Source organism: Nonomuraea sp. NPDC004354, assembly GCF_053602555.1.
Genome location: NZ_JBSGDV010000002.1, coordinates 603091 through 628013 on the forward strand (window position 1 = coordinate 603091; position 24923 = coordinate 628013).

Sequence of the window (24923 nt, forward strand, 5' to 3'; positions counted from 1 at the left end):
ACGCCGCGACCTGGAACAATCGTTCAGTCACAGTGAACGGCGCAGGGGGAGCAGTGGGGCTGGAACGGCACGAGATCGCGGCATTCCTGGCCTTGGCCGAGGAACTGCACTTCGGCCGGACGGCCGAGCGGCTGCTGGTGTCCCGCTCACACGTCACCCAGACCATCCAGAAGCTGGAGCGCCGGATCGGCGCCCCGCTGTTCGAACGGACCAGCCGCCGGGTGAACCTCACGTCGATCGGCCGGAGGCTGTACGACGACCTGGCGCCGGCGCACGCGCAGATCCAGGCGGGGCTGGACCGGGCCATCGCCGCGGCCAGAGGGATCAGCGGCCTGCTGCACCTCGGGTTCGCCGGAGCGGCGGCCGGCCAGGTGGCGCTGGAGGCCGCCACCACGTTCCGCGGACGCCATCCCGACTGCCAGGTCCGGCTGCACGAGCTGCACATGTCCGACTTCCTGCACCGGCTCCGGACCGAGGAGGTGGACGTGGCGATCGTCTGCTTCCCGGTCAGGGAACCCGACCTGGCCACCGGCCCGGTCCTGTTCACCGAGCCGCGCATGCTGGCCGTCTCCGCCGGACACCCCTTCAGCGGCCGCGCCTCGGTCACCCTGGAGGACCTGGCCCGCGACGTCCTCCTGCAGCCGTCCGCCTCGCTGCCCGGCTACTGGCGTCTGGACCGGGCGCCGCAGACCACCCCTTCAGGCAGGCCCATCCGCCAGGGCCAGGTCACGGAAACGGTCCAGGAAGCGCTCGCCCTGGTCGGGGCGGGCGCCGGGATGCTCGTCGTGGGTGCGCAGGCCGTCCACTACTACGCCCGTCCTGACGTCGTCTACCTGCCCATCGATGACGCTCCGCCGTTCGAATGGGGGCTGATCTGGCGTACCACCGGCGCCACCGCCCGGGTCGACGCCTTCACCCACGCCGCCGTCAACGACAGAGGCCCGCTGGCCGGCCGGCCGGGCTGACCGCGCCGATCGTCTCGAGATCGGTCAGCTCCAGGCCGTCCGGTTACGAGCCCGTCGCGGCTCTCCTGGACCCCGAGGTGGTCCTTCACCAGGCGCGGGGCTGCCGTTCACCGGCACCGGGACCTGGCGGGGACATGCCGAGATGGAGCGGTTTCTGGCCGTCTTCAGCGACGTCTGGGAGTCGATGGAGTTCCTGGAGCAGGAACACCCGACACCGTCATCGTGCGGAACCGGGTGCGTTTCCTGGCCCGTGCCACCGGCAGGCACGTCGACACCTTGATCGTGCAGCTGATCAGGGTGCGGGACGGGCGCATGCTGGAGTGCCGTCCGTTCTACCGGGATCCGCGCGCCGGATGAGCGGGGTCAGGGCCGGCGGCCGGATGGGCCGGGTCGGCAGGGTCAGGGGCGGCGGCCGGGGACGACCAGGCCGGTCTCGTAGGCGGCCACCACGGCCTGCGTCCTGTCACGCAGGCCGAGCTTGTTCAGCACGCGGCTGACGTGCGTCTTGACCGTCTCCTCCGTCACGGTCAGCCGGCCGGCGATCTCCGGGTTGGACAGTCCTTCCGCGATGAGCCGGAGCACCTGCGTCTCGCGAGGGGTGAGCGCGGAGAGCGCGGCGGTTTCGGTCCGGCGGTGCAGCTGGGCGAACTCGCTGATCAGGCGGCGGGTCACGGTGGGTGCGAGCAGGGCCTCGCCGCCGGCGACGACGCGCACGGCGTCGAAGAGCCGTTCGGCGGTGACGTCCTTGAGCAGGAACCCGCTGGCGCCGGCGCGCAGCGCGTCGTAGACGTACTCGTCCAGGTCGAAGGTCGTCAGGATGAGGACGCGCGGCCCGCCGTCGCCGGCCAGCCGCCTGGTGGCGTCGATGCCGTTCGTGCCCGGCATGCGCACGTCCATCAGGACGACGTCGGGTGAGAGCTCGCGGCAGAGCCGTACGGCCTCGGCGCCGTCGCCGGCGGTGCCGACCACGGTGAAGTCGGGTTGGGTGCCGAGCAGCTCGGCGAATCCGGTGCGCACCACCGGATGGTCGTCGGCCACGACGATCCGCACCGTGCTCATGGGCAGGTCGTCCCCTTTCCCGGCATGCTTCGTGCCGCGCTCATTGACTGGTCGCCGATCTTCTCCGTCGGCGCGGCTCGCGGCTCGGTGCCGCGCTCACCGGCCGGCCACCGATCTTTTCCGTCGGCCTTGCTCGCTGCTCGGTGCCGCGCTCATTGGCCGGTCGCCGATCTTCCCCATCGGCGCGGCTCGCGGCTCGGTGCCGCGCTCACCGGCTGGCCGCCGTTCTGCCCGGCAGGCGGGCCTCGACGAGGAAGCCGCCGCCCGGGGCGGGGCCGGTGGACAGTTCGCCGCCGACGGCCGCCGCGCGCTCGCGCATGCCGGACAGCCCGTGGCCCGTGGTCGGCGCGTCCGGTGACGGGCCTGGCCCGTTGTCGCGGACGCGCACGAGCACCCCCTGGCCGGTGTAGCGCAGCTCCACGTCGACGGCGGCGCCCGCCGCGTGTCGCCTGGCATTGGTGAGGGCCTCCTGGATGATGCGGTAGGCGGCGAGTTCGACACCGGGATCGAGCTCGACCGGGTCCCCACGCAGGATGAGGCGGGTGGCCGTCCCTGACGCCTGCCGCGACTCGTCGACCAGCTCGTTGAGCTCGGACAGGCGCAGGCCCGGCTGGGGGTGCCAGTCCGCCGAGGTGGTCTCGGCGTCCTCGCGCAGCACGCCCAGCAGCCGCCGCATCTCGGTCAGCGCGGCTCTGGCGGTGTCGCCGATCGCCGAGAGCCGTTCGGCACCCGCGGCCGGCATGCCGGGGGTGGCCAGCCGCGCGGTCTCCGCCTGCACGGCGACCAGGGAGATGTGGTGGGCGACGACGTCGTGCAGCTCGCGTGCGATCCGCGCGCGCTCGCCGCGCGCCGTGTGCTCCAGCAGGGTGTCGGCGATGGCCTGCCGGGCGACGCCGCTCTCGCGCGCGTCGCCGCGCGCCCGCCAGGCGACGCCGGCCAGGGCCGCCGCCGGGGCCAGACAGGCCAGCAGCAGGACGAGCAGGTACGGGTAGCCGCCGGCGGACATGCCCGCCGCGTCGTGCAGCCCGAACCCGCCAGACACGAACCCGCCCGTCCCGAGCCCGCCTGGCCCGCCCGTCCCGAGCCCGCCCGTCCCGAGTGCGCCCGCCTCAAGCGCGCCCCGCGCGGGTGCGACGTCGCTGACCGCGCCGGTGCCGAGCAGGGCCAGCAGCGGGAACGGCGCGGCCAGCACGAGCGCCAGCCACCGCCGCCCGTCGCCGCGCCCGAGCCGGAAGCCCGCGACCAGCTGCGCGCACGCCCCCGCCACGGTCAGGGTCTCGAAGGCCGTCAGCGACAGCACCGCCGTGCCGGAGACGACGACGGCGGCCACGGCCGGCTGCGCCCGCAGCAGCGCCAGCGGCAGCGTGGTGGCCAGGCCGAGCAGGACGAACACCGGTAGCCCGGCCGGCCGGTCGGCGGTCAGGCCGCGGGCACGCAGGATCGACTCGGCCACCGCGACGAGCGTCAGCAGCGCGCCGACCACGATGAACGCGTGCGGAAACTCCGCGCCCCTGCGATGCACCCATGCCCGAACCACACAGGTCATTGTCGCCGCAGGCCGGGTCGATGGCATCCCTCGTGTGAGGGACCCGGTGTCGCTCGGCCCAGCGACGGGGAAGATCGCTCGGCGGCGTGACGACTCGCGCCGCCGCCGCTGCCTAATCTCCCGGCATGCGAGCAACGATCGAGGTCGCCGGGCTGCGTAAGCGGTTCGGCCGGACCATGGCGCTGGACGGGATGTCCTTCACCGTACGGCCGGGCCAGGTCACCGGGTTCGTCGGCCCGAACGGCGCGGGGAAGTCCACCACGATGCGGGTGGTCCTCGGCCTGGACGCGGCCGACGAGGGTCACGCGCTGGTCGGCGGCCGGCCGTACCGGAGCCTGAGGCACCCGCTGCGCCACGTGGGCGCGCTGCTGGACGCCGGGGCGCTGCAGCCCAGCCGGAGCGCGCGCAACCATCTGCTGTGGCTGGCCCACTCGCAGGGCATGGGCGCGCGGCGGGTCGACGAGGTGCTGGAACTGGTCGGGCTGGCGTCGGCGGCGCGGCGCAGGGCGGGCGGGTTCTCGCTGGGCATGCGCCAGCGGCTGGGGATCGCCGCGGCGCTGCTGGGCGACCCGCCGGTGCTCATGCTCGACGAGCCGGTCAACGGCCTCGACCCGGAGGGCATCGTGTGGATCCGCGGCCTGCTGCGGTCGCTGGCCGCCGAGGGGCGCGCCGTACTGGTCTCCAGCCATCTGATGAGCGAACTGGAGGACACCGCCGACCATCTCGTGGTGGTGGGCCGCGGCAGGGTCGTGGCCGACACCGGTACGGCCGAGCTGATCGCGGCCGCCTCCCGTGACCGGGTCACGCTGCGCACCTCGGCACTTTCCGAAGCGATGCGGACGCTGGCCAGGGAGGGCGGCGCCGCGGTGGCCGCCGCCGGCCGCGACACGCTCACCGTCTCCGGGCTGGCCCCCGAGCGGGTCGTGGCGCTGCTCGGCCGGGACGGCGTGCCGTTCTCCGAGGTGGCGGCGCACCGAGCGACGCTGGAGGAGGCCTACATGGAGCTGACCAGGGACACCGTGGAGTTCAGGGGGGCGGCGCGATGAGCGTGCTGCGCGCGGAATGGACAAAGTTCCGCACGGTCCGCGGCTGGGTGGTCGGCCTGGTGGTGGCGGCGCTGGTCACCGCGCTGCTGGGGCTGCTGGCGGCGTCGGGCAGCCACACGTCGTGCAGCGCGGGCCCGGTCGAGGTTCCCTGCCCCGAGCCACCGCTGGGGCCCGAGGGCCAGGCGGTGAACGACAGGTTCTTCTTCGTGCACCGGTCGCTCGCGGGGGACGGCAGCATCACCGCCCGCGTGACCTCCTTGAGCGGCAGGATCCGCCTGCCGGACGTCACGCCGGGGGTCAGGAACGAGGCCGCCGGACTGACGCCGTGGGCGAAGGCCGGGATCATCGTCAAGGAGAGCACGCGCCAGGGCTCCACCTACGCGGCGGTGATGGTCACGGCCGAGCACGGCGTCCGGATGCAGCACGACTTCGTGCACGACGTCGCAGGACGTCCTGGCGGCGTCTCGAAGGAGTCGCCGCGCTGGCTGCGGCTCACCAGGACCGGCGACTCCCTCACCGGCTACGAGTCGGCCGACGGGCGGCGGTGGACCACGGTCGGCACGGTCACCCTGGCCGGGCTGCCGGACACGGTGCGCGTCGGGATCTTCGCCACCTCTCCCGGCGCGGTCACGACGACGCGCGGCGACTTCGGCGGCAGCATCACGGCGGCGCGCTTCTCCGAGGCCACCGCCGTCTTCGACCAGGTCGGCGTGGACGGTACGGCGGGCGGCGCGTGGAGCCACGACGACATCGGCGTCACCGTGGGGCCCGACGGCAAACCGCACCATCCGGGCAGGGTCGAGCGGTCCGGCGGCACGGTCAGCGTGACCGGCGTCGGCGACATCGGCCCGAGCGACGAGGGCAGGACCATCGAGAGCACCCTGTCCGGCGTGCTGGCCGGGCTGATCGGGGTGGTCGTGGTGGCGGTGCTGTTCGTCACCGGCGAGTACCGCAGGGGGCTGATCCGCACCACGCTGATCGCCGTCCCCCGGCGCGGCGGGGTGCTGGCGGCGAAGGCCGTGGTGATCGCCGTGGCGACGTTCGTGGCCGGGCTGGCCGCCGCCACGGCGACGGTCCTGATCGGCACGCGCGTCCTGCGCGCCAACGGCAATTACGTCCTTCCGGTGCCCGTGCTCACCGAGGTGCGCGTCGTCGCGGGCGTCGCGGCGCTGCTCGCCGTCGTCGCCGTCTTCGCGCTCGCCCTGGGCGCGCTGTTCCGGCGCAGCGCCGCGGCGGTCACCGTCGCCCTCGCGGCGATCGTCCTTCCGCACATCCTCGCGACGTCCTCCGTCCTGCCCCTGGGCGCGACGCAGTGGCTGATGCGGCTCACTCCGGCCGCCGGCTTCGCGATCCAGCAGAGCCTTCCCGAGTACGCGCACGTGGTCGGCAACATCTCGCCGCAGGCCGGCTACTACCCGCTGCCACCCTGGGCCGGCCTCGCCGTGTCCTGTGGCTACGCCGCGCTCGCGCTCGGCCTGGCCGCAGTCCGGCTGCGCCGGAGGGACGCATGAGGCAGGCGCTGCACGCCGAATGGACCAAGCTGCGCACCCTGGCGGGTCCCGCCTGGCTGCTGCTCGCCCTCGTCGCGCTGACCCCGGCGCTGAGCGCGGCGGCGGCGGCCACCGTGTCCTGCCAGGCGACGGGATGCACCGACGACGTCACCAAGCTCAGCCTCATCGGGGTCCAGGCGGGCCAGGCGGTCGTCGCCATCCTGGCCGTCCTGGCGATCACCGGCGAGTACGGCACCGGCCTGATCCACGTCACGCTGGCGGCGATGCCGCGCCGGGCCACCGTCCTGGCCGCCAAGGCGGTCGTCCTCACCGGCGTGACGCTGGCCGCCGGTGCCGTCGCCGTCCTGGGCTCCCTGACGGCCGGACGGCTCATCCTGCCGGGCAACGGCTTCACCCCGGCGAACGGCTTCCCGCCCCTGTCGCTCGCCGACGGCCCGACGTTGCGCGCGGCGGCCGGCTCGGTGCTCTACCTGGCCCTGATCGCCCTGCTCAGCCTGGGCGTCGCGACCGCCGTACGGGACTCGGCGACGGCCATGGGGGTGCTGTTCGGCCTGCTGTACGTGCTCGCGGCCGTCCCCTTCCTGATCAACGACCCGGACTGGCAGCGGCTGCTGTGGCGGATCTCGCCGATGAACGCGGGGCTCGCCGTCCAGGCCACCGCCCACCTCGACAGCCTGCCTCTCAGCCCGTGGGCCGGCCTCGGCGTCCTCGCCGCGTGGGCCGCCGCGGCGCTGCTGACCGGCGGCCTGCTCCTGCGAGGGCGCGACGCGTGAGTGACACGACTGCCCGGCGGGACGTGGGGGACGCGACTGCCCGGCGGGAAGGGACTACCGGTCGGTCCCCGGCTGGACCAGCGGCACGAAGCAGGCGGGCAGCAGCAGGCGTTGCTGTCTCAGGCGGCCGTGCCGCTTGACGAACAGGGTGACCATGTCGGCCTCCCGCGTGCGGATCGGCATGACCAGCCTGCCGCCCTCGGCGAGCTGCGCGGCCAGGGCGGCGGGCACCTGGCGCGCCGTCGCGGAGACGACGACGGCGTCGAAGGGCGCGTGCTCCGCCAGGCCCAGACTGCCGTCGCCCACCACGATCTCGGCGTTGCGCACACCCGCCGACCCGAGGTTGGCCCTGGCGTGCGCCGCCAGGTCCGCGTGACGCTCGACGGAGTACACCTGCCGGGCCAGCCGCGCCAGCAGGGCCGTCTGGTAGCCGTATCCCGTCCCGATCTCCAGGACCCTGTCGGTCTCCGACAGCCGCAGGGCCTCGACCATCCGGGCGATCAGCGTCGGCTGCGAGGTCGGCTGGTCGTGCCCGATCGGGATCGGCTCGTCCCGCTCGGCCCGCGCGGCGAACTCCGGCGGCACGAACCCCTTGCGCGGGGTGGTGCGCACGGCCTCCAGCAGGCGCGGGTCGCGCACCCCTGCCTCCTGGACGGCCCGCACCAGGGTCCTGGTCACCGAGCGTAGGTCCCGACCAGGGTTCCGGCAGCCAGCGTGGTGGCATCGATCCGCAGCTTGAGCTCCTCGAAGTCGAACCCGTCCGCCAGGTTCGTCGGGGCCGACAGGGCGTAGACGCGGAAGAAGTAGCGGTGCCGGCTGCCGCCCGAAGGCGGGTGCGGCCCGCCGTACCCCGGCTCGCCGAAGTCGTTGCGTCCCACGGCGTACTGCTTCAGGTCGGCGCCGGCGTCCAGCCCGGTGGTTCCCGGCGGAATGCCGGCGACCAGCCAGTGGATGAAGGTGCCGCTCGGGGCGTCGGGGTCGTCGCAGACCAGCGCCAGCTCGGCCGTGTCGTCCGGCACGCCCGACCACTGGAGCTGGGGGGAGACGTCGCCGGCCGCGCGGGAGTGGTCGCGCGGGATCTCCCCGTGATCCTTGAACGCGGTGCTCCGTATTGTCATCCCAGTCATGCCCACCTGCTGCCCAGGCCGCCCGAAGGCTATCCCGGGTGTCCGGCTCCACCTGTCCGCCCTGGCCAGGCGGCCCCGTCCTGCTCGGCGAACCGCGCCTTCCGCTGGGCCCGCGCCTGCGCCCGTGCCTTCCTGGGCCTGTGCCCCGTCTTCCGCTGGGCCCGCGCCTGCGCGCCCTGGATCGGCGTCCGTATCTTCCTCCGGGCCCGCGCCCGCCCCTTCGTCCGCGGATCAGCCTTCGTCGTGTCTCTCTCGGGCTGTGGCAGGACCGGGCCGAGCCCGGCCGCCTCCAGGGAACCGGGCCCGGCCTTCGTGAGCGGTCGCCTCCGGGAGCCGGGCCTCGCCCTAGTCGGCAGGTGTCAGAGATGGTCGAGGAGTTCGGGCAGGTGGGAGACCAGCCCGGTCGCCCCGGCGTCGACGAGCCGTTGCGCGGGGGTCAGCGCCGTGTATCCGAGCACGTCCATGCCTGCCGTACGGGCGGCCAGGACCCCGTTGGGGCTGTCCTCGACCACCAGGCAGTCGTCAGGAGCGACGCCGAGCGTCGCCGCCGCGTGCAGGAAGACGTCGGGCGCCGGCTTGCCCACGCCGCCGACGTCCTGGGCGCTGAAGACGGCCTCGGCGGGAAGCAGGTCGCGCAGCCCCGCCCGGTCGAGGGTGAGGTCGATCCAGGCGTGGTCCGACGAGGAGGCCAGGCAGTACGGGACGCCGCGCCGGCGCAGTTCCGCGAGCACCTCGGCCGCGCCCGGCACGGCGGCCACGCCCTCCTGGAAGGCGGCGAAGACGCGCTCGTGGCAGCGGGCGGTGAAGTCCTCCGGCAGGACTCCTCCGTAGCGGTCGGCGATCACCTGGTGGACGTTGCGCCCGGCGTTGCCCAGGAAGTGGTGCAGGGACTCGTCCACGGTCATCGGGTACCCCAGCTCGGTGAGGTAGGCGGACATCACCCGGTGTGCCGTGGGCTCGCTGTCGACCAGCACGCCGTCGTTGTCGAAGATCACCAACTTAGACGACATTGCGGTAATGGGTGGTCAGTCGCCCCTCGTCGTCGAGGATGTGGAAGGCGAGCGCGGGCGGCTGGTCGAGGTGGACGTGGTCATCGGGACGGGCCCGCCGCTCCCATGGCAGCCGGAGGGTGGACACCACACCCGGTGCCACCAGCAGGGGCCGACCGGCGAAGGTGGTCGCCGCCGCCGTGTGCGCGTGCCCGGAAAGGAAGGCCACGATGTTGTCGTGGCGGTCCGCGAGCGCCGCCAGCCGTTCGGCGCCGAACTGGCGGAGGCCGTCGATGAAGGGGTCGTGCAGCAGGGCCGGCGGGTGGTGGAAGCCGACCAGCACCGGCACCGTCCTCGGTGTGTCGGCGAGCAGCCGCTCCAGCCAGGAGAGGGTCTCGTCCTCCAGGAAGCCCTCGTCCTTGCCCGGCACCGAGGAGTCGCAGAGCGCGACGACGGCGTCGCCGACGCGGAGCGACTGGTTGATCGGCGCGGCCGACGCGGGCCGCTGGAGCAGGTGCTCGCGGAACGCGGCGCGGTCGTCGTGGTTGCCCGGGCATATCAGGACCGGGTGCCGCGAGGCGAACAGCCGCCGGGCGCGCTCGTACTCGGCGGGCAGGCCGTGGTCGGCGATGTCCCCGGTGATCAGGACGGCGTCCAGGTCGTAGGGAAGGTCTTCGAGGTGGCGCATGACGGCCGCGGCGCGTTCGAGGCTGCGCTCGCCGTCGTCGATGTGCGTGTCGCTGAGGTGCGCGATCACTGTCAAGGCGGGCATCCCTTCGAGGCGGTGTCGTCGCCCGGCACGCTGGTGCCCGCCGCGTCCCGGGCTGTCGAGCTCAGAGCCTAGGAAGCAACCGGACTACAGATAAGATCCAGTCCTGTGCCACTTTCTTGGACCAGTTCGGGGATCGACCTGTATCTCCGCGTCGAGACCGGCACCGGAAGGCGCGCCGGCCTGGAGTCCGCCCTGCGCTCGGCCATCCGGGAGGGACGGCTGCCCGCGGGCACCCGCATGCCGTCCACCCGGGGGCTGGCCCGTGAACTCGGCCTCTCGCGCGGCACCGTCACCGCCGCCTACGACCAGCTGGTCGAGGAGGGCTTCCTGGTCACCCGCCCCGGGTCCGCCACCACGGTGGCCGAGCTGCCGGCGCGCGCCCCGGCCGCCCCGCGGCCCGCGTCCGCGCCGCCGCCTCCCCGCCACGACCTGCGTCCCGGCCTGCCTGACATCAGCGCCTTCCCCACCCGCGCCTGGCTCGCCTCCACCCGCCGGGTCCTCACCGGCGGCCCGCCGGAGATCTTCGCGTCCGGCGACCCGCAGGGCGACATCGCGCTACGGCGCGCGCTCGCCGACTACCTCGGCCGCACGCGCGGCGTCATCGCCTCCCCCGACCACATCGTCATCACCTCCGGCTACTACCAGAGCGTGACCCTGCTCGGCGCCGTGCTGGCCGCGCGCCACGCCACGACCGCGGCCGTCGAGGACCCCGGCCACAACCACTTCAGGAACGTGGTCCGGCGCGCCGGGCTGGCCACCGTCCCCCTGCCGGTCGACGCGCACGGCGCCCGCGCCGACGCGCTGGTGCCGGGCACCGCGGCGGTGTTCCTCACCCCGGCCCACCACTACCCGACCGGTGTCCCGCTGCACTCCAGCCGCCGCCAGGCGCTCTACGCGTGGGCCCGCGACACCGGCGGCCTCCTGATCGAGGACGACTACGACGGAGAGTTCCGCTACGACCGCCAGCCCGTCGGCGCGCTCCAGGGGCTGGCCCCCGACCACACCGTCTACTGCGGCACCGCCTCCAAGACCCTCGCCCCCGCGCTCCGGCTGGCCTGGATGGTGCTGCCGCCCCACATCCTCCAGGAGGTCGTGCTGGCCAAGCGGGAAGCCGACCAGTACACCGAGACCCTCAACCAGCTCGTCCTCGCCGACCTGATCGCCACCTACGCCTATGACCGCCACATCCGCGCCGCCCGCCTGCGCTACGCCCGCCGCCGCGCGCTCCTGCTCGACCGCGTCGCCGCGATCCCGGGCCTCACCGCCCACGGCGTACCGGCGGGGCTCCACACCCTCGTCACCCTCCCTGACGACGGCCCCACCGAGCGGGAAGTCCTGGACCACTGCGCCGCCCACGGCCTCGCGCTCCGCGGACTCACCGAACTCCACCACGACCCCGCCGGCTCCCCGTCCGGCCTGCTGATCGGCTTCGCGGCGTCGTCCGAACGCGCCTACCCGGCCGCCCTCGACGCCCTGTCCACAGCCCTGACCTCCGCGCTTCTCCCGTAGCCCGCACACCGCGGGAGGCGGCATCGCGGCGAGGGGCCGGTACTCCCGCGTTGTCTCGGCTGCTAGGCCAGCGTGTGGTCGAGCAGGGCCTGCAGGGTGACGGCACCCAGCAGCCTGCCGTCGTCCACCACCGCGACCAGGGGGCTGCGGGTGCGGGCCATCAGCGCGGCCATCTCCAGCACCGTCGCCTTCCCTTCGGCGATCGGCAGCTCACGCTGCCGTTCGGGCAGGCACGCGCGGACCGTCCGGTCGCCCAGCCGGCGCAGGAACAGGTCGGCGTGCGCCTCGTCCACCACGCGAGCCAGCGCCGGGTCGTCCTGGCAGTAGCGCGGTACGGCCAGCAGCAGCACCTGCGTGCCGGGCAGGATGGTGAACGGGCGGCCGCTCTCGTCGAGGACGATCAACCCCGGCAGGTCGCGGTCGGCCAGCAGGCGGGCGGCCTCGATGGCGGGGGTGTCGAGGGTGACCGTGGGGAAGTCGCCGGCAAGGTCGCGCGCTCGCATGCCGTCAGCGTAACGCGCGGCAGTGTCGTGGATCAGGACCGGCCAGGACGGTCACATGAGGTAGCGCAGCCACAGGTACGGCGTGGCGAGAACGATCGACACGACCGTGACCACCAGGCCGTAGCGCGTGAACTGCCAGAAACTGATCGGGGTGCCGTTGCGGGCGGCGATGCCCACCACCACGACGTTGGCCGCGGCGCCCACCGCGGTCGCGTTGCCGCCCAGGTCGGCGCCGAGCGCCAGCGCCCACCACAGGACCTGACCGCCCTCGCCGCCGTTGGCGTTGACGAGTTGCTCGACGATCGGGCTCATCGTGGCCACGTAGGGGATGTTGTCCACGATGGCCGACAGCGCGGCCGAGCCCCACAGCAGCACCATCGTCGCCGGCCCGAGCTGTCCCTGGGTGGCCTCGACGGCCAGCCGCGAGATCTGCGCGACGACCCCGGTGTGCACCAGCGCGCCGACCATGACGAACAGCCCGGCGAAGAACACCAGCGTGGGCCACTCGACCTCGTCCAGCGCCTCCGACGTGGTCACCTTGGTGGCGGCCACCAGGACACCCGCGCCGAGAACGGCCACCACCGACGGCTCGTACAGGTGCAGCACGAAGACCGCCATCACCACGGCCAGGACGGCGAGCGACTGCCAGAGCAGCCGCCGGTCCCTGATCGCCGCACGCTCGTTCAGGCTCATGATCTCGGCGGCGCGTTCCGGGTCGTAGGAGAAGGACTCGCGGAACAGCAACCGGCACACCCCGACGAACACCACCAGCAGCACCACGATGAACGGCGCCAGGTGGACGAGGAAGTCGTTGAAGGTCAGCCCGCCTCTGCTGGCGATGATGATGTTCGGCGGATCGCCCACCAGCGTCGCCGTACCCCCGATGTTGGACGCCATCGCCTCGACGATCAGGAACGGCGCCACCGGCAGCGCCAGCCGTTCACAGACCAGGAGCGTCACCGGCGCGATCAGCAGCACCGTCGTGACGTTGTCGAGCAGCGCCGAGGCGCCCGCCGTGATCAGGATGAGCAGGACCATGAGCCGGAACGGCCGGCCGCGTGCCCGCTTGGCCGCCCAGATGGCCAGGTACTCGAAGGCCCCGGTCTGCTTCAGCACCCCGACGATGACCATCATGCCGAGCAGCAGGAAGATGACGTTCCAGTCGATCCCGGTCGACTCGGAGAAGAACGCGGCCTCGGCGTCGGTGGCGTGGACCAGCAGCATGATCCCCGCCCCGCCGAGCGCGGCCGCGACGCGGTGGATCTTCTCGGTGGCGATCAGCGCGTAGGCGCCCAGGAAGACCGCCACCGCCAGCCAGGCGGTCACCGCCATGCGCAGCTCGCCCGGCCCGCCGGCGCCGGGCAGGCGGCCGGGAACGTGACAGTGAGATCATCAGCGCGCATGTGTCAGCCCTTCAGCCGCATGACCTGAAAATGCCGACCAGACTTCCCGGCGCACCCGTAGGAAACGTATCAAGACCCGTCGGGATCCCGCACCCCCGCCCATGACCCGTCGGGATCCCGCACCCCCGCCCGCACGCCACTCTTCGGCCGGGAGCGCGGGCTGGCGTCGCGGCACGTTTACGGGCGGGCCCGCACTCACGATCGGGGAGATTCCTAGCAGTCCTTGTCGCGGTCCGGCAGCACCCCGGTCGTCAGGAAGTCGGTCACGGCCTGGTCGCCGCAGGTGTTGCCGTTGGCGAGGTAGACGCCGTGGCCGCCGGAGTCGACGCTGACCATGCGGGCGCGCTGCCCGAGCGCCTGGCGCATCTTCAGCGCACCGCTGTACGGCGTCGACGGGTCACGCAGGTTCTGGATGAGCAGCACGTTGGCCGGTCCGCGCGAGCTGACCCGCACGGGCCGCTCGGCGGGCTTGACGGGCCAGTACGCGCACGGCCCCATGTTGACCGGCATGCCCGCGGTCAGCGGGTGGGCGGCCCGGTCGCGCGACACCTGACGCTCGTGCTGGGCCACCGAGTCCGGCCATTCGACGTCGTTGCACATGGTCGCGCCGGCGTGGGCGGCGGTGTTCTGCAGAGCCTCGGGGGACGGCGTGTTCGGCGGGGGCAGCTCGTCCGGGGTGGTCAGAGCGGCGCGCATGAGTCCGGCCAGCATGGGGAAGTTCGCGTCGGAGTAGAGCGCGTTGAGCATGATCTCCCGCAGCAGGTTGCCGTTCAGCTGCCCGGGGTTGGCGCCTGGCCACGCCAAGGGGCTGCGGTCCAGCTTCGCCGCGAGGTCGAGGAAGGTGCGGCGAACCGCGGCGGCGTCAGTGCCGAGGCCGTAGTCGCCGTCACGGGCCGCGGCCCAGGAGGCGAAGTCGGGGAAGCGGTCCTCCACGCCGACGGCGTAGTTGGCCAGCCACTGCCGCGCCACCCGGCGCGGATCGGGATCGTCGTTGCTGTCCAGAACGACCCGGTCGGTGCGGTCGGGGAACATGGTGGCGTACACGGCGCCCACGTAGGTGCCGTAGGAGACGCCCCAGGCGGAGATCTTCCTCTCGCCCAGCGCCGTACGGATCCTGTCGATGTCCCTGGCCTCGTTGCGGGTGCTGATGTGCCGGACGAGCGGCCCGCCGTTGCGGGCGCAGGCCTCGGCGATCCTGCGTGACCAGGCGACGTTCTCCGCGATGCCGCCGTCGGCGTCGGGGTACGGCTTGAGCCTGGTGAGCGAGAGATCGCTGGACTCGAGCCCGCACGAGACCGGCGAGCTCCTGCCCACGCCGCGAGGATCGAACCCGACGATGTCGAAGCGGTCGAGCACCTCCTGGGGCAGCCGCTTGACCAGCACGCTCGGCCGGTTCAGGCCAGGGCTGCCCGGCCCGCCCGGGATGATCAACAGGGCGCCATGGCGCAGACCGGGCTTGGCGGTCCTGATCCGCGACACCGCCAGCGAGATCGTCGGCCCACCGGGCGCCTGGTAGTCCATCGGAACCTGGAGGGTGGCGCACTCCTGCCGCGCGTCGACTCCGCGCTCGGCCGGACAGGGCGCCCACGAGGTGGCGGCCGCCTGCGCGGGCGTCACCAGGCCCGCGGCAAGCACGGTGGCGGATGCTCCGACAGCGGCCAGTCTCGCAAGATTTCGCATGGTGGGTCCTCTTCAGTGATCGTTCGGCCTGTGTCGTCGACTCTGCCGAACCGCCGATCTCCGTCCCAGAGACCGCGTCACCGATCACCCATGACCTCGTCATGAAACGGACAGGAGGCTTCGAACCGACCACGGGAGCTCCGGGCGATCAGCGCGCGGGCCGCGCGGATCCGCCTGCCCATGCCGATAAGACGCCTATGACCAGGCCGGCTCGACGCGCTGCGGCTCACACCGCGTTCGACGAGAGCAGAGCCTCGATGGGCGCCGTCGTCACCAGCCCTTTCACGGCCTGAGCGAGCTCCGCATCGAGCGTGACGAACACGTCGGCCTGGAGCTGGGTCAGGGCTATGTACTCGGCGGCGTACGTGTCATCCCACCCGAGCCGGTCGGCGACCTTCCACGCGGTGCTCTGCAGGACGCGGTCGCCGAGCAGCCGGATCCGTAGCCCACGTACGTGGTCGAGCTGCCGGGCGGCGTCCTTCTTGGTCGCCTCGCCGCAGCGGACCGCCTGGTAGAGGAGCGACAGCAGCTGTGAGCGAAGCAGCGTCGGAGCCAGGATCTGGTGCTCGTCGGGAATCACGGCCTCGTCGCGGGCCAGTCGAAGGGCCACGTCCGGCCCGATCACGTACCTGGTCAACGCGACCATCTCCTTCGCGACATGGGGACGAGCAAGGAACCTGGTACGGCACCGTCCTGCGCGGCCTGGAGGTGCCGTCCCCGCACGAACGCCCCACGCCATGATCGGCGATGGGGCGTTCGTCGAGGCGGAGCCTGTCGTTCGGGAGCAGCTCGGCCAGTTCGGTCAAGGCGGGCGATCTCGCATTGCTCCGGCATCACGTTCGACAAGCGTCGAGGAAGGGTCGCTGATGGCCCGCCCGCCTTGGCGTTCCGCTCACCGCCGGCACGCCGGCGTCAGTGACCGGCTCCGACGAGTTCGCCGGAGTTGTTCGCCCGGGCCGGCAGGAGCAGGGCGGTGACGACCACGGCCACGGACAGCACCGCGCCGATGATGAAGGCCAGCCGCATGCCGTCGAGGGTCGCCAGAGCCTCCGGGGCTCCCGCCGATCTCAGGGCATCGGCTCGCGCGCTCATCACGGTGATCACGAGCGCGGTGCCGAAGGCCGCGGCGACCTGCTGCAGCGTGCTCAGGATCGAGCTGCCGTGGGAGTAGAGGTGCGGGGGAACCGCGCCGAGCCCGAGCGTGAACACCGGGGTGAAGGTCGCGGCCAGACACACCATCAGCAGCGCGTGCAGACCGAGCAGCTGCCAGTACGGCATGGTCATCGTGACCTGGGTGAAGCCGGCGAGCGCGATCATGATCCCGATCGCGCCGGGGATGACCAGGACCCGGCCGCCGAACCGGTCGAACAGGCGGCCGACGGTCGGACCGAGCAGCCCCATCGCGAGGCCGCCCGGCATCACCAGGAGTCCGGTCTGCAGGGCGCTGAGTCCGCGGATGTTCTGCAGGTACAGCGGCAGCAGGATCATCGAGCCGAGCATCGACATGAAGGCCACCGACATCATGATCAGTGCGACCGTGTAGGTGCGGTGGCGCAGGGTACGCAGGTCCAGCAGCGGCACACCGCGCTTCTGCAACTTCAGCTGGCGGACGACGAAGACGGCGATGAGGAGCAGGCCGGAGGCCACGATCGCGGCGGCGAGGCGGACGTCACCGCCCTCGAACCGGCTGAGCCCGTAGACCAGGCTGCCGAAGCCCGCGGCCGCGGTCACCACGCTCAACCAGTCGACGGTGCTGAACCGGGGCTCTCCGACGTTCTTGAGCTGCTTCAGCCCGCCCCAAGCGATCACTGCGGCGATGGGGAGCACCACGGCGAACAGCAGCCGCCAGGACCCGAACTGGAGGATCACTCCCGAGACCGCCGGCCCCATCGCGGGCGCGACCGAGATGGCCAGGGTGACGTTGCCCATCACCCGGCCCCGGTCCGCCTCGGGCACCACCTGCATCAGCGTGGTCATCAGCAGCGGCATCATCACGGCCGTCCCGGACGCCTGGACGATGCGGGCGCCCAGCAGCACCTCGAACGTCGGCGCGACCGCGGCCAACGCCGTGCCGAGCAGGAACAAACCCATCGCCGTGGTGTACGCGCGACGGGTGGACACCCGCTGCAGGAACCAGCCGGTGACCGGGATGACCGCGGCCATGGTCAGCATGAAGGCGGTCGAGAGCCACTGCGCGGTCTGCTCGGTGATGTGCAACGCGCCCATCAGCTTCGGGATCGCGTTGATCATGATCGTCTCGTTGAGGATGACCACGAAGGTGGCGAGCACCAGCAGCCGGATCACGGGCGGAGTGCGGCCCGCAACGGCGGGCGCGGATGTGGCGGGTGAGTCGAGCTGTGGGCTGGACACGGATACCTCGATCGGGGTCGTCGGACATGATGGTCATGGCTGGGGCCCAGCCTCGGGTCGCACTAGCAGTCGTGGTCATACAAAGACTGACCGACACCACCGACAAAACTCATCGACCGCGCTCCACCTTGCGGCAAGTGACGCGAAATGTCACCCGGTTTTCACCTGTGGTCACCCTCGAGTCAGGGAACCTCTCCGGCTGGCCTTCCCCTGGTCAGGCCGGCTGTCCCGGGGGTCTGGCCGGTGAGATACCGCAGTCGCTTCGCGCGGGGCCGAAGCTGCCCTCGCGCAAGGCGAAAGTTCACGGCGAACCGGGCACGCGCCAGATCTGTCGCTCCGACAAGCACGAAGTCTTGGCCATGACGTTCACCCGACCAGAACCTCAGGGCCGGCGGTTCGCGTCCGAGGGGACACTCGGGCTGCCAAGGCTCCACCCACGTGATCGTTGCTTGGAAATGGGGCGTTCATGAGCGGGTTCTCCCTGCGGCGTCCTGATCGCTGCCCGAAGCGGCTTCGCTCGTTTCCCGCACTTCTGGGGCAGAAGGCCCGCGACGGGACCAGGCCTCCTGGATCATCCGGTAGTCGATGACGGTGATGTTCTGTTGGCGGAAGAGATCGCGGGTGGCGGGCGAGGTGAGGAATTCGTGATCGGTTCGGCGTACGCGCCACCCAGGGTCGATCGCCCGGGTCGGTGGGGTGCCGAGGCTCGGATGCACCGCCCATTCACTGAGCCCGGCCGGCAACTCGCACAACAGGCGTGTGTAGCGAGCCGTCTTGTCCTCCAGGGGAAGGGAGAAGCTGTCGAGGAAGGGGTTGTCGATGACCGGCAGACCCTGTTCGCGCATCCTGCGCCGCCCCGATTCCAGCCATACCCGAACGGCCAGGCCGTACTCGGCGGCCAGCATCACGGTCATGTCGAGAATGTCGTCACGCCCTCCGTCGGCCAGGCAGTGGAAGTCCAGATGCGTTGGCGCGAGCCCGGCGTCCAGGACGGTGTCGATCTGTGCCCGGAACTCGCGTTCGACCTCGTCGAGGCGGGCACGGGCGAGCAGCGCGGCACGTCCGTCGGGTGTGGCGACGAACAGCCGGCCCTGATCGTCGACGAGCGAGCGCGCCTTCTCCGGTGCGGTCAACGGTCCCCACCGGTAGGTGGCTGCATCACAGACCAGGGTGAGGTGGATGCCGAAGGGGATCTCCGGTCGCCGGCGGAGCTGGACCATGGCATGCCGCGCGGCCGGGCACGGGACCATCAGGCTGCAGGAACTGGCGATTCCCCTGTCGATCGAGTCGATCACCGCGATGTTGATGGCCTCGTTCATACCCAGGTCGTCGCAGTTGACGATGAGCACGCGAGCATCAGGGGGAAAGCCCAGCAGTTCGCTGGAGAGGATCGGCTCCGTGGGATGCCCATGCATGGGCAAAGCATGGCTGTTCGAGATCGCCCGGTGCACGCGGATTTCGCGCCTTTGCTCCATTCGGGGCAGTGCAAGATCCTTTCACCTACCTTGTCGGGACGCCGGTCCGGCCGCGCCGGCAAAGATCGCCTTCGATGGGAAAGGCGCATGTCACCGACCGGCTAGTGTGACCGTCCGATCACGCTCGGCTACCGTCCGCGTCTGAAGGATCACATAGCGCGACAGGTTTCGATCGGAGTCCTCTCATGTCCCTCCCCCCGCGGGCACTGCCGGCCGCCGTGGCACTGACACTCCCTCTCGCCCTCGGCGTCACCCCCGCGAGCGCCACACCGCCGCTCTCGGCGTCGACGCAGAGCCAGGCCCACGGCCCGCAACCGCTGTCGCGGGAAGCCGTCGCCTCTCTCCCCGGGAGCGGCCTCGCTGAATCGGCGAAGGTCCGCTCTTCCTCACGGCTGACCGCGGATGACGCCTACCAGCAGGACTGCCTCAAGGCGCACAACACCTATCGCGCGCGGCACGGGGTACCCGCGATGTGGACTGAGCCGGAGGGCCTGGAAGCGGCCAAGAAATCCGCGGCCTACTATGCCGACAAGGGAGCCATCGACCACAGCTCACCTTTCAAGAACGGCCGCGGGGAGGCGCTGTCCTTCTTCTCGACCGCCAACTCCGGCACGGTGACCTCGTGCGCTGACACCGTGAAGGGCTGGTACGACGGGATCAGGCACTACGACTTCAACAAGCCCGGGTACTCCTTCGACACCGGCTGGTTCACGCAGGTGGTGTGGAAGTCCTCAACCCAGCTGGGCTGCGCGCATGCCACCAGGCAGGCATCCGGCCGGTTCGACACGTACGTCGTGTGCCTCTACAACCCGCCCGGCAACCTCCTCGGGAACGACGGGGCCCACTTCAGGGACAACGTCCCTCGGCCTGTCAGGTAACCCGTCCGGTCCACGAACGGCCCGCCGCTCCCCGCCTGCCGACCGCCTGGCGCCGCTGCGTACGAACGAGAGCACCCCCGTCCATCGGCGAGAGGATGGGGGCGCTGCGCTTCTCCGCGTTGGTCAGGCCGCGAGGTCGTAGTCCGGCCGCGCTCAAGCGTCGGCTCGCCGAGAGCGACCGGAGCTCAACCAGCACCGCAGCATCGGAAGCCGGCGCGGGACTTGAACTCTCGGGATCAAGGGGGCGGGGACACCCGGCGATCAAACGTGAGGCCGCCGACTGGTTCGCGGCCCTGGTCGCGAGTGCGTGATCGTCGTGCTCGGCCCCACAAGTATCAGCGGAGTGTCACGGCTCGTTCCGGAGGCGGAAATGAAGCTGCCCTGAGCCTGTGACTCGCACATTCTCAGGGCCTTCGTGGTGTCCGAGGGGGGACTTGAACCCCCATGCCCCGCAAAGGGCACTAGCACCTCAAGCTAGCGCGTCTGCCTATTCCGCCACCCGGACTTGGTGCCTGCACGCGGGACCGTCATCCCGCGTCGGCTCAGTAAGGTTAGCAAACTCTGCGGGGTGCGTCATACCGTGTTTCCTCGAGACCTGATCGAAGGAGTCCGCATGACCGCGCGCACCGGCGAGGACGAGGTCGCCGACCTCTGCCGCGACCTGATCCGCATCGATTCGAGGAACGCCGGCGACAACGCCGGTCCGGGTGAGAGGAAGGCCGCGGAGTACGTGGCCGAGAAGCTCGCCGAGGTGGGCCTGGAGGCGCTGATCCTCGAGAGCGACGACCGCAGGGCCAACGTGGTCGCCCGGATCGAGGGGGAGGACCCGGGCAGGGGCGCGCTGCTGCTCCACGGGCATCTGGACGTCGTGCCGTTCGACGCGGGCGACTGGCGGCACCACCCGCTGTCGGGGGAGATCGACGACGGGTGCGTCTGGGGCAGGGGCGCCGTCGACATGAAGAACATGGACGCGATGATCCTGGCCGTGGCCAGGCAGCGGGTGCGGGAGGGGCGCAGGCCGCCGCGTGACGTGGTGCTGATGTTCACCGCCGACGAGGAGGCGGGTGGCGCCTACGGCGCCAACTGGCTGGTGGACAACCATCCGGGGCTGTTCGAGGGCGTCACGGAGGCGATCGGCGAGGTCGGCGGGTTCAGCGTGTCGCTGGGCGACGACCGGCGCCTGTATCTCATCGAGGCCGCCGAGAAGGGCATGGCCTGGATGCGGCTGACGGCCAAGGGCCGCGCGGGTCACGGTTCGATGCTCAACGGCGACAACGCCGTCACCGAGCTCGCCGACGCCGTGGCGCGCATCGGCCGCCACGAGTGGCCGGTACGGCTGACGCCGACCGTGAAGCGGCTGCTGGAGGAGCTGGAGATCGGCCCGGAGGACGTCGACAAGCTGGGCCCGATGGCGCGCATGATCGGCGCGGTGCTCCGTAACACCGCCAACCCGACGATGTTCCAGGGCGGCTACAAGGCCAACGTGATCCCGCAGAGCGCGGAGGCGGTGGTGGACGGGCGGTTCCTGCCCGGGTTCGAGGAGGAGTTCTTCGCCACGATCGACGAGCTGCTGGGGCCGAACGTGTCGAGGGAGTTCGTGCAGCACCAGGTGGCGCTGGAGTTCCCGTTCGAGGGACGACTGGTGTCGGCGATGGCCGAGGCGCTGGTCGCGGAGGACCCGGCCGCGAAGGCCGTGCCGTACGCGCTGTCGGGAGGCACGGACCTGAAGGCCTTCAGCCGGCTCGGCATCTCCGGGTACGGCTTCGCGCCGCTGCGCCTTCCGGCGGACCTGGACTTCTCCGGGATGTTCCATGGGGTGGACGAGCGGGTGCCGGTCGATTCGCTCCAGTTCGGGGTGCGGGTGCTTGACCGATTCCTGGGACTCTGCTGAAAAGCCCTTGCGACCACCTTGGGTGCTGCTACGGTTACGGACCGTTGAGGGGTGAGTCCACGGACCGGCCTCACAGATGAGGTCGGTTTCTGGCTCGGGAGGTCACGTGGCACGCATGCCGGTGCGGCAGTGGAGGGCGTATGCCCTCCCTGCTCGGCGCGTGCCCGTGACTGTTTCAGAGGAGCGCGTGACCACCGATCGGGCCGCCCGGATGGCGCGGTTCGCGGCCGGCGCCTGCTCGGTCATCGCACGAGCGCTGACGGTGGGCGGCCTGCTGGCCGCCGGTTGGCTGCTCGCCACGCTCTTCGGTCTGCTCACCGCCACTCCGGCGGCCGCGGAGACCACTCCGGCTGCCGCGGATGTCACGTCGGCAGCGCAGACCACTCCGGCTGTCGCGGATGTCACGTCGGCGGCCGCAGGGACCACTCCGGCTGCCGCGGATGTCACGTCGGCAGCGCAGACCACTCCGGCTGCCGCGGAGACCACCGCGGCGACAGGAGCCGACATCCCTCAGGCCGTCGCCGGATTCCCCACGGCAGGCGGCACCGCCTTGGTGATGGACACCGCCGAGGCCATGGCCGGAGCTGAAGTCGACGGGCTGACCAGCCAGTCGAAGCCCGGCTTCCCCGCACCTTCCACCGCGGGCAAGAGCATGGGCGCCAAGGGTTTGGCCCCCAACAGCGGTGGCAACGGCCCGTTCGGGCCGGGCATGGGGGACCTCGCGCGGTCCTGTGTCGACCCGCGCGAGACGGCTCAGCGCGCCCCGCTGGCGTGCGTGCTGCCCCCGGTCTTCCGCACAGCGGCGGACGACCCTTCGTTCTCACCTGACTGATTCCGCTCGAAGCCGGAGCGTGGGCCGAGTCCCCTCCGCGGAGCGTGTGCTTTCACCGGTCAGATCTGGTTCGCGACCTTCCCGAGGTCTCCGCTGTGCGCGGTCGTCGTCACGACCTCGCTCGGCCTCGGCTGCCCGCGAACTGTCAGGTAATCCCCCCAGAACCACTAGGAGCATTCATCATGCGTACGTGGGCCAAGGCTTCGACTCCCGCGGCTCTGCTCGCGGTGGCGGTCATGTCCTTCGGTGGCGGCACCGCCGCCGCCGACACCTCCGGAGACTCCTCCATCGGTGGTGGCAACCAGGTCAACCTGCCGATCTCGCTTCCCGTCGACATCAGCGGCAACTCGATCGCCGCGGCCGGCGACTCGACCGCGACCTCCCAGGGCGGGGCGTCGGTCGAGAACGTCGGGAACACCGGCATCCCGAACAGGACGTCGGGCAACAGCAGCATCCTCGGCGGCAACCAGGTCAACGCGCCGATCAACGCCCCGATCAACGCCTGCGGCAACGCGCTGTCGCTGTTCGGCAGTTCCCAGGCGGGCTGCAAGGGCGGCGCCTCCGTCAAGAACGTCGGCAAGGGCGGCGCGGGGGGCAACAGGACCTCCGGCGACAACAGCATCCTGGGCGGCAACCAGGTCACCGCGCCGATCAACGCGCCGATCAACGCCTGCGGCAACGCGCTGGCCATCTTCGGCGACGCCACCGCGGGCTGCAAGGGCGGCGCCTCGGTGAAGAACGTCGGCAAGGGCGGCGCGGGGGGCAACACCACCTCGGGCCGGAGTTCCGTGCTCGGCGGCAACCAGGTGATCGCGCCGATCAGCGGCCCGATCAACATCTGCGGCAACGCGGTGGCGGTGTTCGGCCAGGCGTTCGCCGGCTGCAAGGGCGGGTCGAGCGTCACCAACCGCCCTGGCAAGCCGGGCCACGGCTACCACAGGACGCCGGGCCGTCCTGGCTCCTCGGGCAACGACACCGACGGGCGCTTCAGCGCCGGCAGCGGCAACCAGGTGATCGCCCCGATCAGCCTGCCCATCACCGCCTGTGGCAACGCGGTCGGCAACGCCGCCGCCGGTTGCAAGGGCGGCAGCTCGGTCGAGAACACCGCCGCGGGCAGCGGCGCCGGTGGCAACACCACCTCGGGGCGCTCGGGCGTGCTGTCGGGCAACCAGGTGATCGCGCCGATCACCGCTCCGGTCAACGTCTGCGGCAACGCGGTCGCCGTTCTCGGCCAGGCCTTCGCCGGTTGCAAGGGCGGCGTGTCGGTGAAGAACGGCGGCAGGGGCGCGGGTGGCAACACCACCTCCGGACGCTCGGGCGTGCTGTCGGGCAACCAGGTGATCGCGCCGATCACCGCGCCGATCAACGCCTGCGGCAACGCGGTGGCGGCGCTGGGCCTGTCCGAGGCCCAATGCAGGGGCGGCGCGTCCGTCTCCCCGCACAACGGCGTCGGCGGCGGCGGCAACACCACGTCCGGCCGGTCCGGCGTGCTGTCGGGCAACCAGGTGATCGCGCCGATCACCGCTCCGGTCAACGTCTGCGGCAACGCGGTCGCCGTCCTGGGTGACGCCGCGGCGGGGTGCCTCGGCGGCGCCAGGGTGGGCCGGCCGGTCGGCGACGGCCCCAGCGCCTTCGGCTGGACGCGCACCAGCGGCAGGATGGCCGGCGCGAAGGCCGGCGGCCTGCTGCCCGCCATGCCTGCCGTACCCGCCATGGCCGGTGTGAAGGATGTGGGCAACCTCACCCAGCAGATGAGCGGCTCGGGCCTGCCCGCTCTGCCGGTGGTCGGTGACCTCACCGGCACGCTCGGCCTGCCCGCGCTGCCTGGTCTGCCCGGCCTGCCGGGGCAGCCCGCCACGCCCGCCATGCCCGCCGTACCCACCGTGCCCGCTCTGCAGCAGGGCGAGGGCGCTCCCGCCGGCACCAACCCCGGCTCGGCTCTCGGTCCGGCCGGCTCGCTGGTCGCCTCCACCCCGGTGGGCGGGGCGGTCGGCTCGGCCGCCAAGTCCCTGCCCGTCGGCGACCTCGGTCTGATGAGCGCCGCTCAGCCGGCCGGCGTCACCGGGATGACCTCCAACGCGCTGCTGGCGCTGGTCATGGGCGCCATGTTCGCCGTCTCCGCCACGCTGTTCGCGACGACCCGCCGTATTCGTTTCGGCAAGAAGTAGCCATCGCACCACCCGCGTCCGGCGGGTGAACACCAAAGGATCGTCTGCCCGCTCCAAACCGGGGGCGGGCACAGGTCCGTCGTCCCCTCGCGGGACCCATGACACTTTGCCCGGCCGTGCCAGCGGGAACGGGCAAAGGCGAGACGCTTTGCCCGTTCTGGGGGGCGCGGCCCCAGGGCGGGCAAAGCCATGTCACAACGTGCTGCGGACCCGGATAACCTTGCGACGGAGCCGCACATGCCGGCTGCCATCGGGGTGCAGCCGCACTCTGGCGAGCTCCCACTGTCCGTATTCAGCATGTTCGGTCAGCAGCTGACGTGCGGCTTCACGCGAAGTGTCGCGTGGGATATAGACGTCCATGTAGGAGTAGGCCAGCACAGCGATTAGTCTCCAGGGTGAGTTAGGGAGCGATGGCACTCACTCGGC

Annotated in this window: 23 protein-coding genes and 1 tRNA gene; 10 read left to right on the top strand and 14 right to left on the bottom strand. The window is 71.8% G+C overall.

The annotated features are described in order from the left end of the window. The first annotated feature begins 53 nt into the window (after nt 1–53). A complete protein-coding gene (locus ACWENQ_RS08730; RefSeq protein WP_452413408.1) occupies nt 54–965 on the top strand; it encodes a LysR family transcriptional regulator in 912 nt (303 codons plus the stop codon). A gap of 222 nt (nt 966–1187) precedes the next feature. Further along, entirely contained in the window at nt 1188–1322 is a 135-nt protein-coding gene (locus tag ACWENQ_RS08735; protein ID WP_452413409.1) for a hypothetical protein, read from the top strand. Between the two features lie 42 nt (nt 1323–1364). On the opposite strand, the gene ACWENQ_RS08740 is transcribed toward ACWENQ_RS08735, so the two are convergent. Then, nucleotides 1365–2024, bottom strand: a complete 660-nt coding sequence (locus ACWENQ_RS08740; protein ID WP_449922112.1) for a response regulator — start codon at nt 2022–2024, stop codon at nt 1365–1367. Nucleotides 2025–2232: 208 nt separating this feature from the next. After that, complete coding sequence (locus tag ACWENQ_RS08745; RefSeq protein ID WP_452413411.1) at nt 2233–3561, bottom strand: sensor histidine kinase; 1329 nt, start codon at nt 3559–3561, stop codon at nt 2233–2235. A gap of 134 nt (nt 3562–3695) precedes the next feature. On the opposite strand from ACWENQ_RS08745, the gene ACWENQ_RS08750 reads away from it, so the two are divergent. Genes ACWENQ_RS08750 through ACWENQ_RS08760 form a run of 3 tightly spaced genes read left to right on the top strand, consistent with a single transcriptional unit; the run spans nt 3696 to nt 6900 of the window. Next, complete coding sequence (locus ACWENQ_RS08750) at nt 3696–4616, top strand: ATP-binding cassette domain-containing protein (RefSeq protein ID WP_452413413.1); 921 nt, start codon at nt 3696–3698, stop codon at nt 4614–4616. Next, on the top strand, nt 4613–6127 hold the full coding sequence (locus ACWENQ_RS08755) for an ABC transporter permease subunit (protein ID WP_452413415.1): 1515 nt from the start codon (nt 4613–4615) through the stop codon (nt 6125–6127). Before ACWENQ_RS08750 ends, ACWENQ_RS08755 begins: the two co-directional genes overlap by 4 nt. After that, on the top strand, nt 6124–6900 hold the full coding sequence (locus tag ACWENQ_RS08760; RefSeq protein ID WP_452413417.1) for an ABC transporter permease: 777 nt from the start codon (nt 6124–6126) through the stop codon (nt 6898–6900). The genes ACWENQ_RS08755 and ACWENQ_RS08760 overlap by 4 nt, the downstream gene beginning before the upstream one ends. Before the next feature lie 54 nt (nt 6901–6954). Here ACWENQ_RS08760 and ACWENQ_RS08765 read toward each other — a convergent pair whose 3' ends face one another. The 4 genes from ACWENQ_RS08765 to ACWENQ_RS08780 all read right to left on the bottom strand — a co-directional run bounded on the left by ACWENQ_RS08765 (nt 6955) and on the right by ACWENQ_RS08780 (nt 9773). Beyond that, complete coding sequence (locus ACWENQ_RS08765) at nt 6955–7578, bottom strand: protein-L-isoaspartate(D-aspartate) O-methyltransferase (RefSeq protein WP_452413419.1); 624 nt, start codon at nt 7576–7578, stop codon at nt 6955–6957. Beyond that, nucleotides 7575–8018: a YbhB/YbcL family Raf kinase inhibitor-like protein gene (locus ACWENQ_RS08770; RefSeq protein ID WP_449922101.1), complete on the bottom strand. Its 444-nt coding sequence runs from the start codon at nt 8016–8018 to the stop codon at nt 7575–7577. The genes ACWENQ_RS08765 and ACWENQ_RS08770 overlap by 4 nt, the downstream gene beginning before the upstream one ends. A 368-nt stretch (nt 8019–8386) precedes the next feature. Beyond that, on the bottom strand, nt 8387–9037 hold the full coding sequence (locus ACWENQ_RS08775; protein ID WP_452413420.1) for an HAD family hydrolase: 651 nt from the start codon (nt 9035–9037) through the stop codon (nt 8387–8389). Further along, the gene (locus ACWENQ_RS08780; RefSeq protein WP_452413801.1) at nt 9027–9773 is read right to left on the bottom strand and encodes a metallophosphoesterase; all 747 of its coding nucleotides are present in this window, start codon (nt 9771–9773) and stop codon (nt 9027–9029) included. Before ACWENQ_RS08780 ends, ACWENQ_RS08775 begins: the two co-directional genes overlap by 11 nt. A gap of 120 nt (nt 9774–9893) precedes the next feature. On the opposite strand from ACWENQ_RS08780, the gene pdxR reads away from it, so the two are divergent. After that, complete coding sequence (pdxR, locus tag ACWENQ_RS08785; RefSeq protein ID WP_452413422.1) at nt 9894–11297, top strand: MocR-like pyridoxine biosynthesis transcription factor PdxR; 1404 nt, start codon at nt 9894–9896, stop codon at nt 11295–11297. Between the two features lie 62 nt (nt 11298–11359). Here the strand turns inward: pdxR and ACWENQ_RS08790 are convergent, their stop codons facing one another. The 6 genes from ACWENQ_RS08790 to ACWENQ_RS08815 all read right to left on the bottom strand — a co-directional run bounded on the left by ACWENQ_RS08790 (nt 11360) and on the right by ACWENQ_RS08815 (nt 18728). Next, nucleotides 11360–11800: a CBS domain-containing protein gene (locus ACWENQ_RS08790; RefSeq protein WP_354909186.1), complete on the bottom strand. Its 441-nt coding sequence runs from the start codon at nt 11798–11800 to the stop codon at nt 11360–11362. 51 nt (nt 11801–11851) lie between these two features. Then, nucleotides 11852–13132, bottom strand: coding sequence for an ArsB/NhaD family transporter (locus tag ACWENQ_RS08795; protein ID WP_452413424.1), 1281 nt, complete (start codon nt 13130–13132; stop codon nt 11852–11854). A gap of 284 nt (nt 13133–13416) precedes the next feature. Further along, on the bottom strand, nt 13417–14883 hold the full coding sequence (locus ACWENQ_RS08800; protein WP_452413425.1) for an alpha/beta hydrolase: 1467 nt from the start codon (nt 14881–14883) through the stop codon (nt 13417–13419). Between the two features lie 226 nt (nt 14884–15109). Next, on the bottom strand, nt 15110–15529 hold the full coding sequence (locus tag ACWENQ_RS08805; RefSeq protein ID WP_452413427.1) for a hypothetical protein: 420 nt from the start codon (nt 15527–15529) through the stop codon (nt 15110–15112). Between the two features lie 266 nt (nt 15530–15795). Next, entirely contained in the window at nt 15796–17187 is a 1392-nt protein-coding gene (locus ACWENQ_RS08810) for an MDR family MFS transporter (RefSeq protein ID WP_449922090.1), read from the bottom strand. Nucleotides 17188–17717: 530 nt separating this feature from the next. Continuing rightward, nucleotides 17718–18728 carry a polysaccharide deacetylase family protein gene (locus ACWENQ_RS08815; RefSeq protein ID WP_452413429.1) on the bottom strand — a complete coding sequence of 337 codons (1011 nt, stop codon included), beginning with the start codon at nt 18726–18728 and terminating at the stop codon, nt 17718–17720. Nucleotides 18729–18913: 185 nt separating this feature from the next. On the opposite strand from ACWENQ_RS08815, the gene ACWENQ_RS08820 reads away from it, so the two are divergent. Continuing rightward, complete coding sequence (locus ACWENQ_RS08820) at nt 18914–19606, top strand: CAP family protein (RefSeq protein ID WP_452413431.1); 693 nt, start codon at nt 18914–18916, stop codon at nt 19604–19606. Between the two features lie 416 nt (nt 19607–20022). On the opposite strand, the gene ACWENQ_RS08825 is transcribed toward ACWENQ_RS08820, so the two are convergent. Then, a tRNA-Leu gene (locus tag ACWENQ_RS08825) sits at nt 20023–20111 on the bottom strand. Between the two features lie 108 nt (nt 20112–20219). Here ACWENQ_RS08825 and ACWENQ_RS08830 point away from each other — a divergent pair. The 3 genes from ACWENQ_RS08830 (at nt 20220) to ACWENQ_RS08840 (ending at nt 24497) form a co-directional block, all read left to right on the top strand. Further along, a complete protein-coding gene (locus ACWENQ_RS08830) occupies nt 20220–21497 on the top strand; it encodes a M20/M25/M40 family metallo-hydrolase (protein WP_452413432.1) in 1278 nt (425 codons plus the stop codon). A 115-nt stretch (nt 21498–21612) separates the two neighbouring features. Next, entirely contained in the window at nt 21613–22329 is a 717-nt protein-coding gene (locus tag ACWENQ_RS08835; RefSeq protein WP_452413803.1) for a hypothetical protein, read from the top strand. A gap of 182 nt (nt 22330–22511) precedes the next feature. Next, nucleotides 22512–24497 carry a chaplin family protein gene (locus ACWENQ_RS08840; RefSeq protein ID WP_452413433.1) on the top strand — a complete coding sequence of 662 codons (1986 nt, stop codon included), beginning with the start codon at nt 22512–22514 and terminating at the stop codon, nt 24495–24497. A gap of 192 nt (nt 24498–24689) precedes the next feature. Here ACWENQ_RS08840 and ACWENQ_RS08845 read toward each other — a convergent pair whose 3' ends face one another. Then, nucleotides 24690–24875, bottom strand: a complete 186-nt coding sequence (locus ACWENQ_RS08845) for a DUF5703 family protein (protein ID WP_354909235.1) — start codon at nt 24873–24875, stop codon at nt 24690–24692. Between the last annotated feature and the right edge of the window lie 48 nt (nt 24876–24923).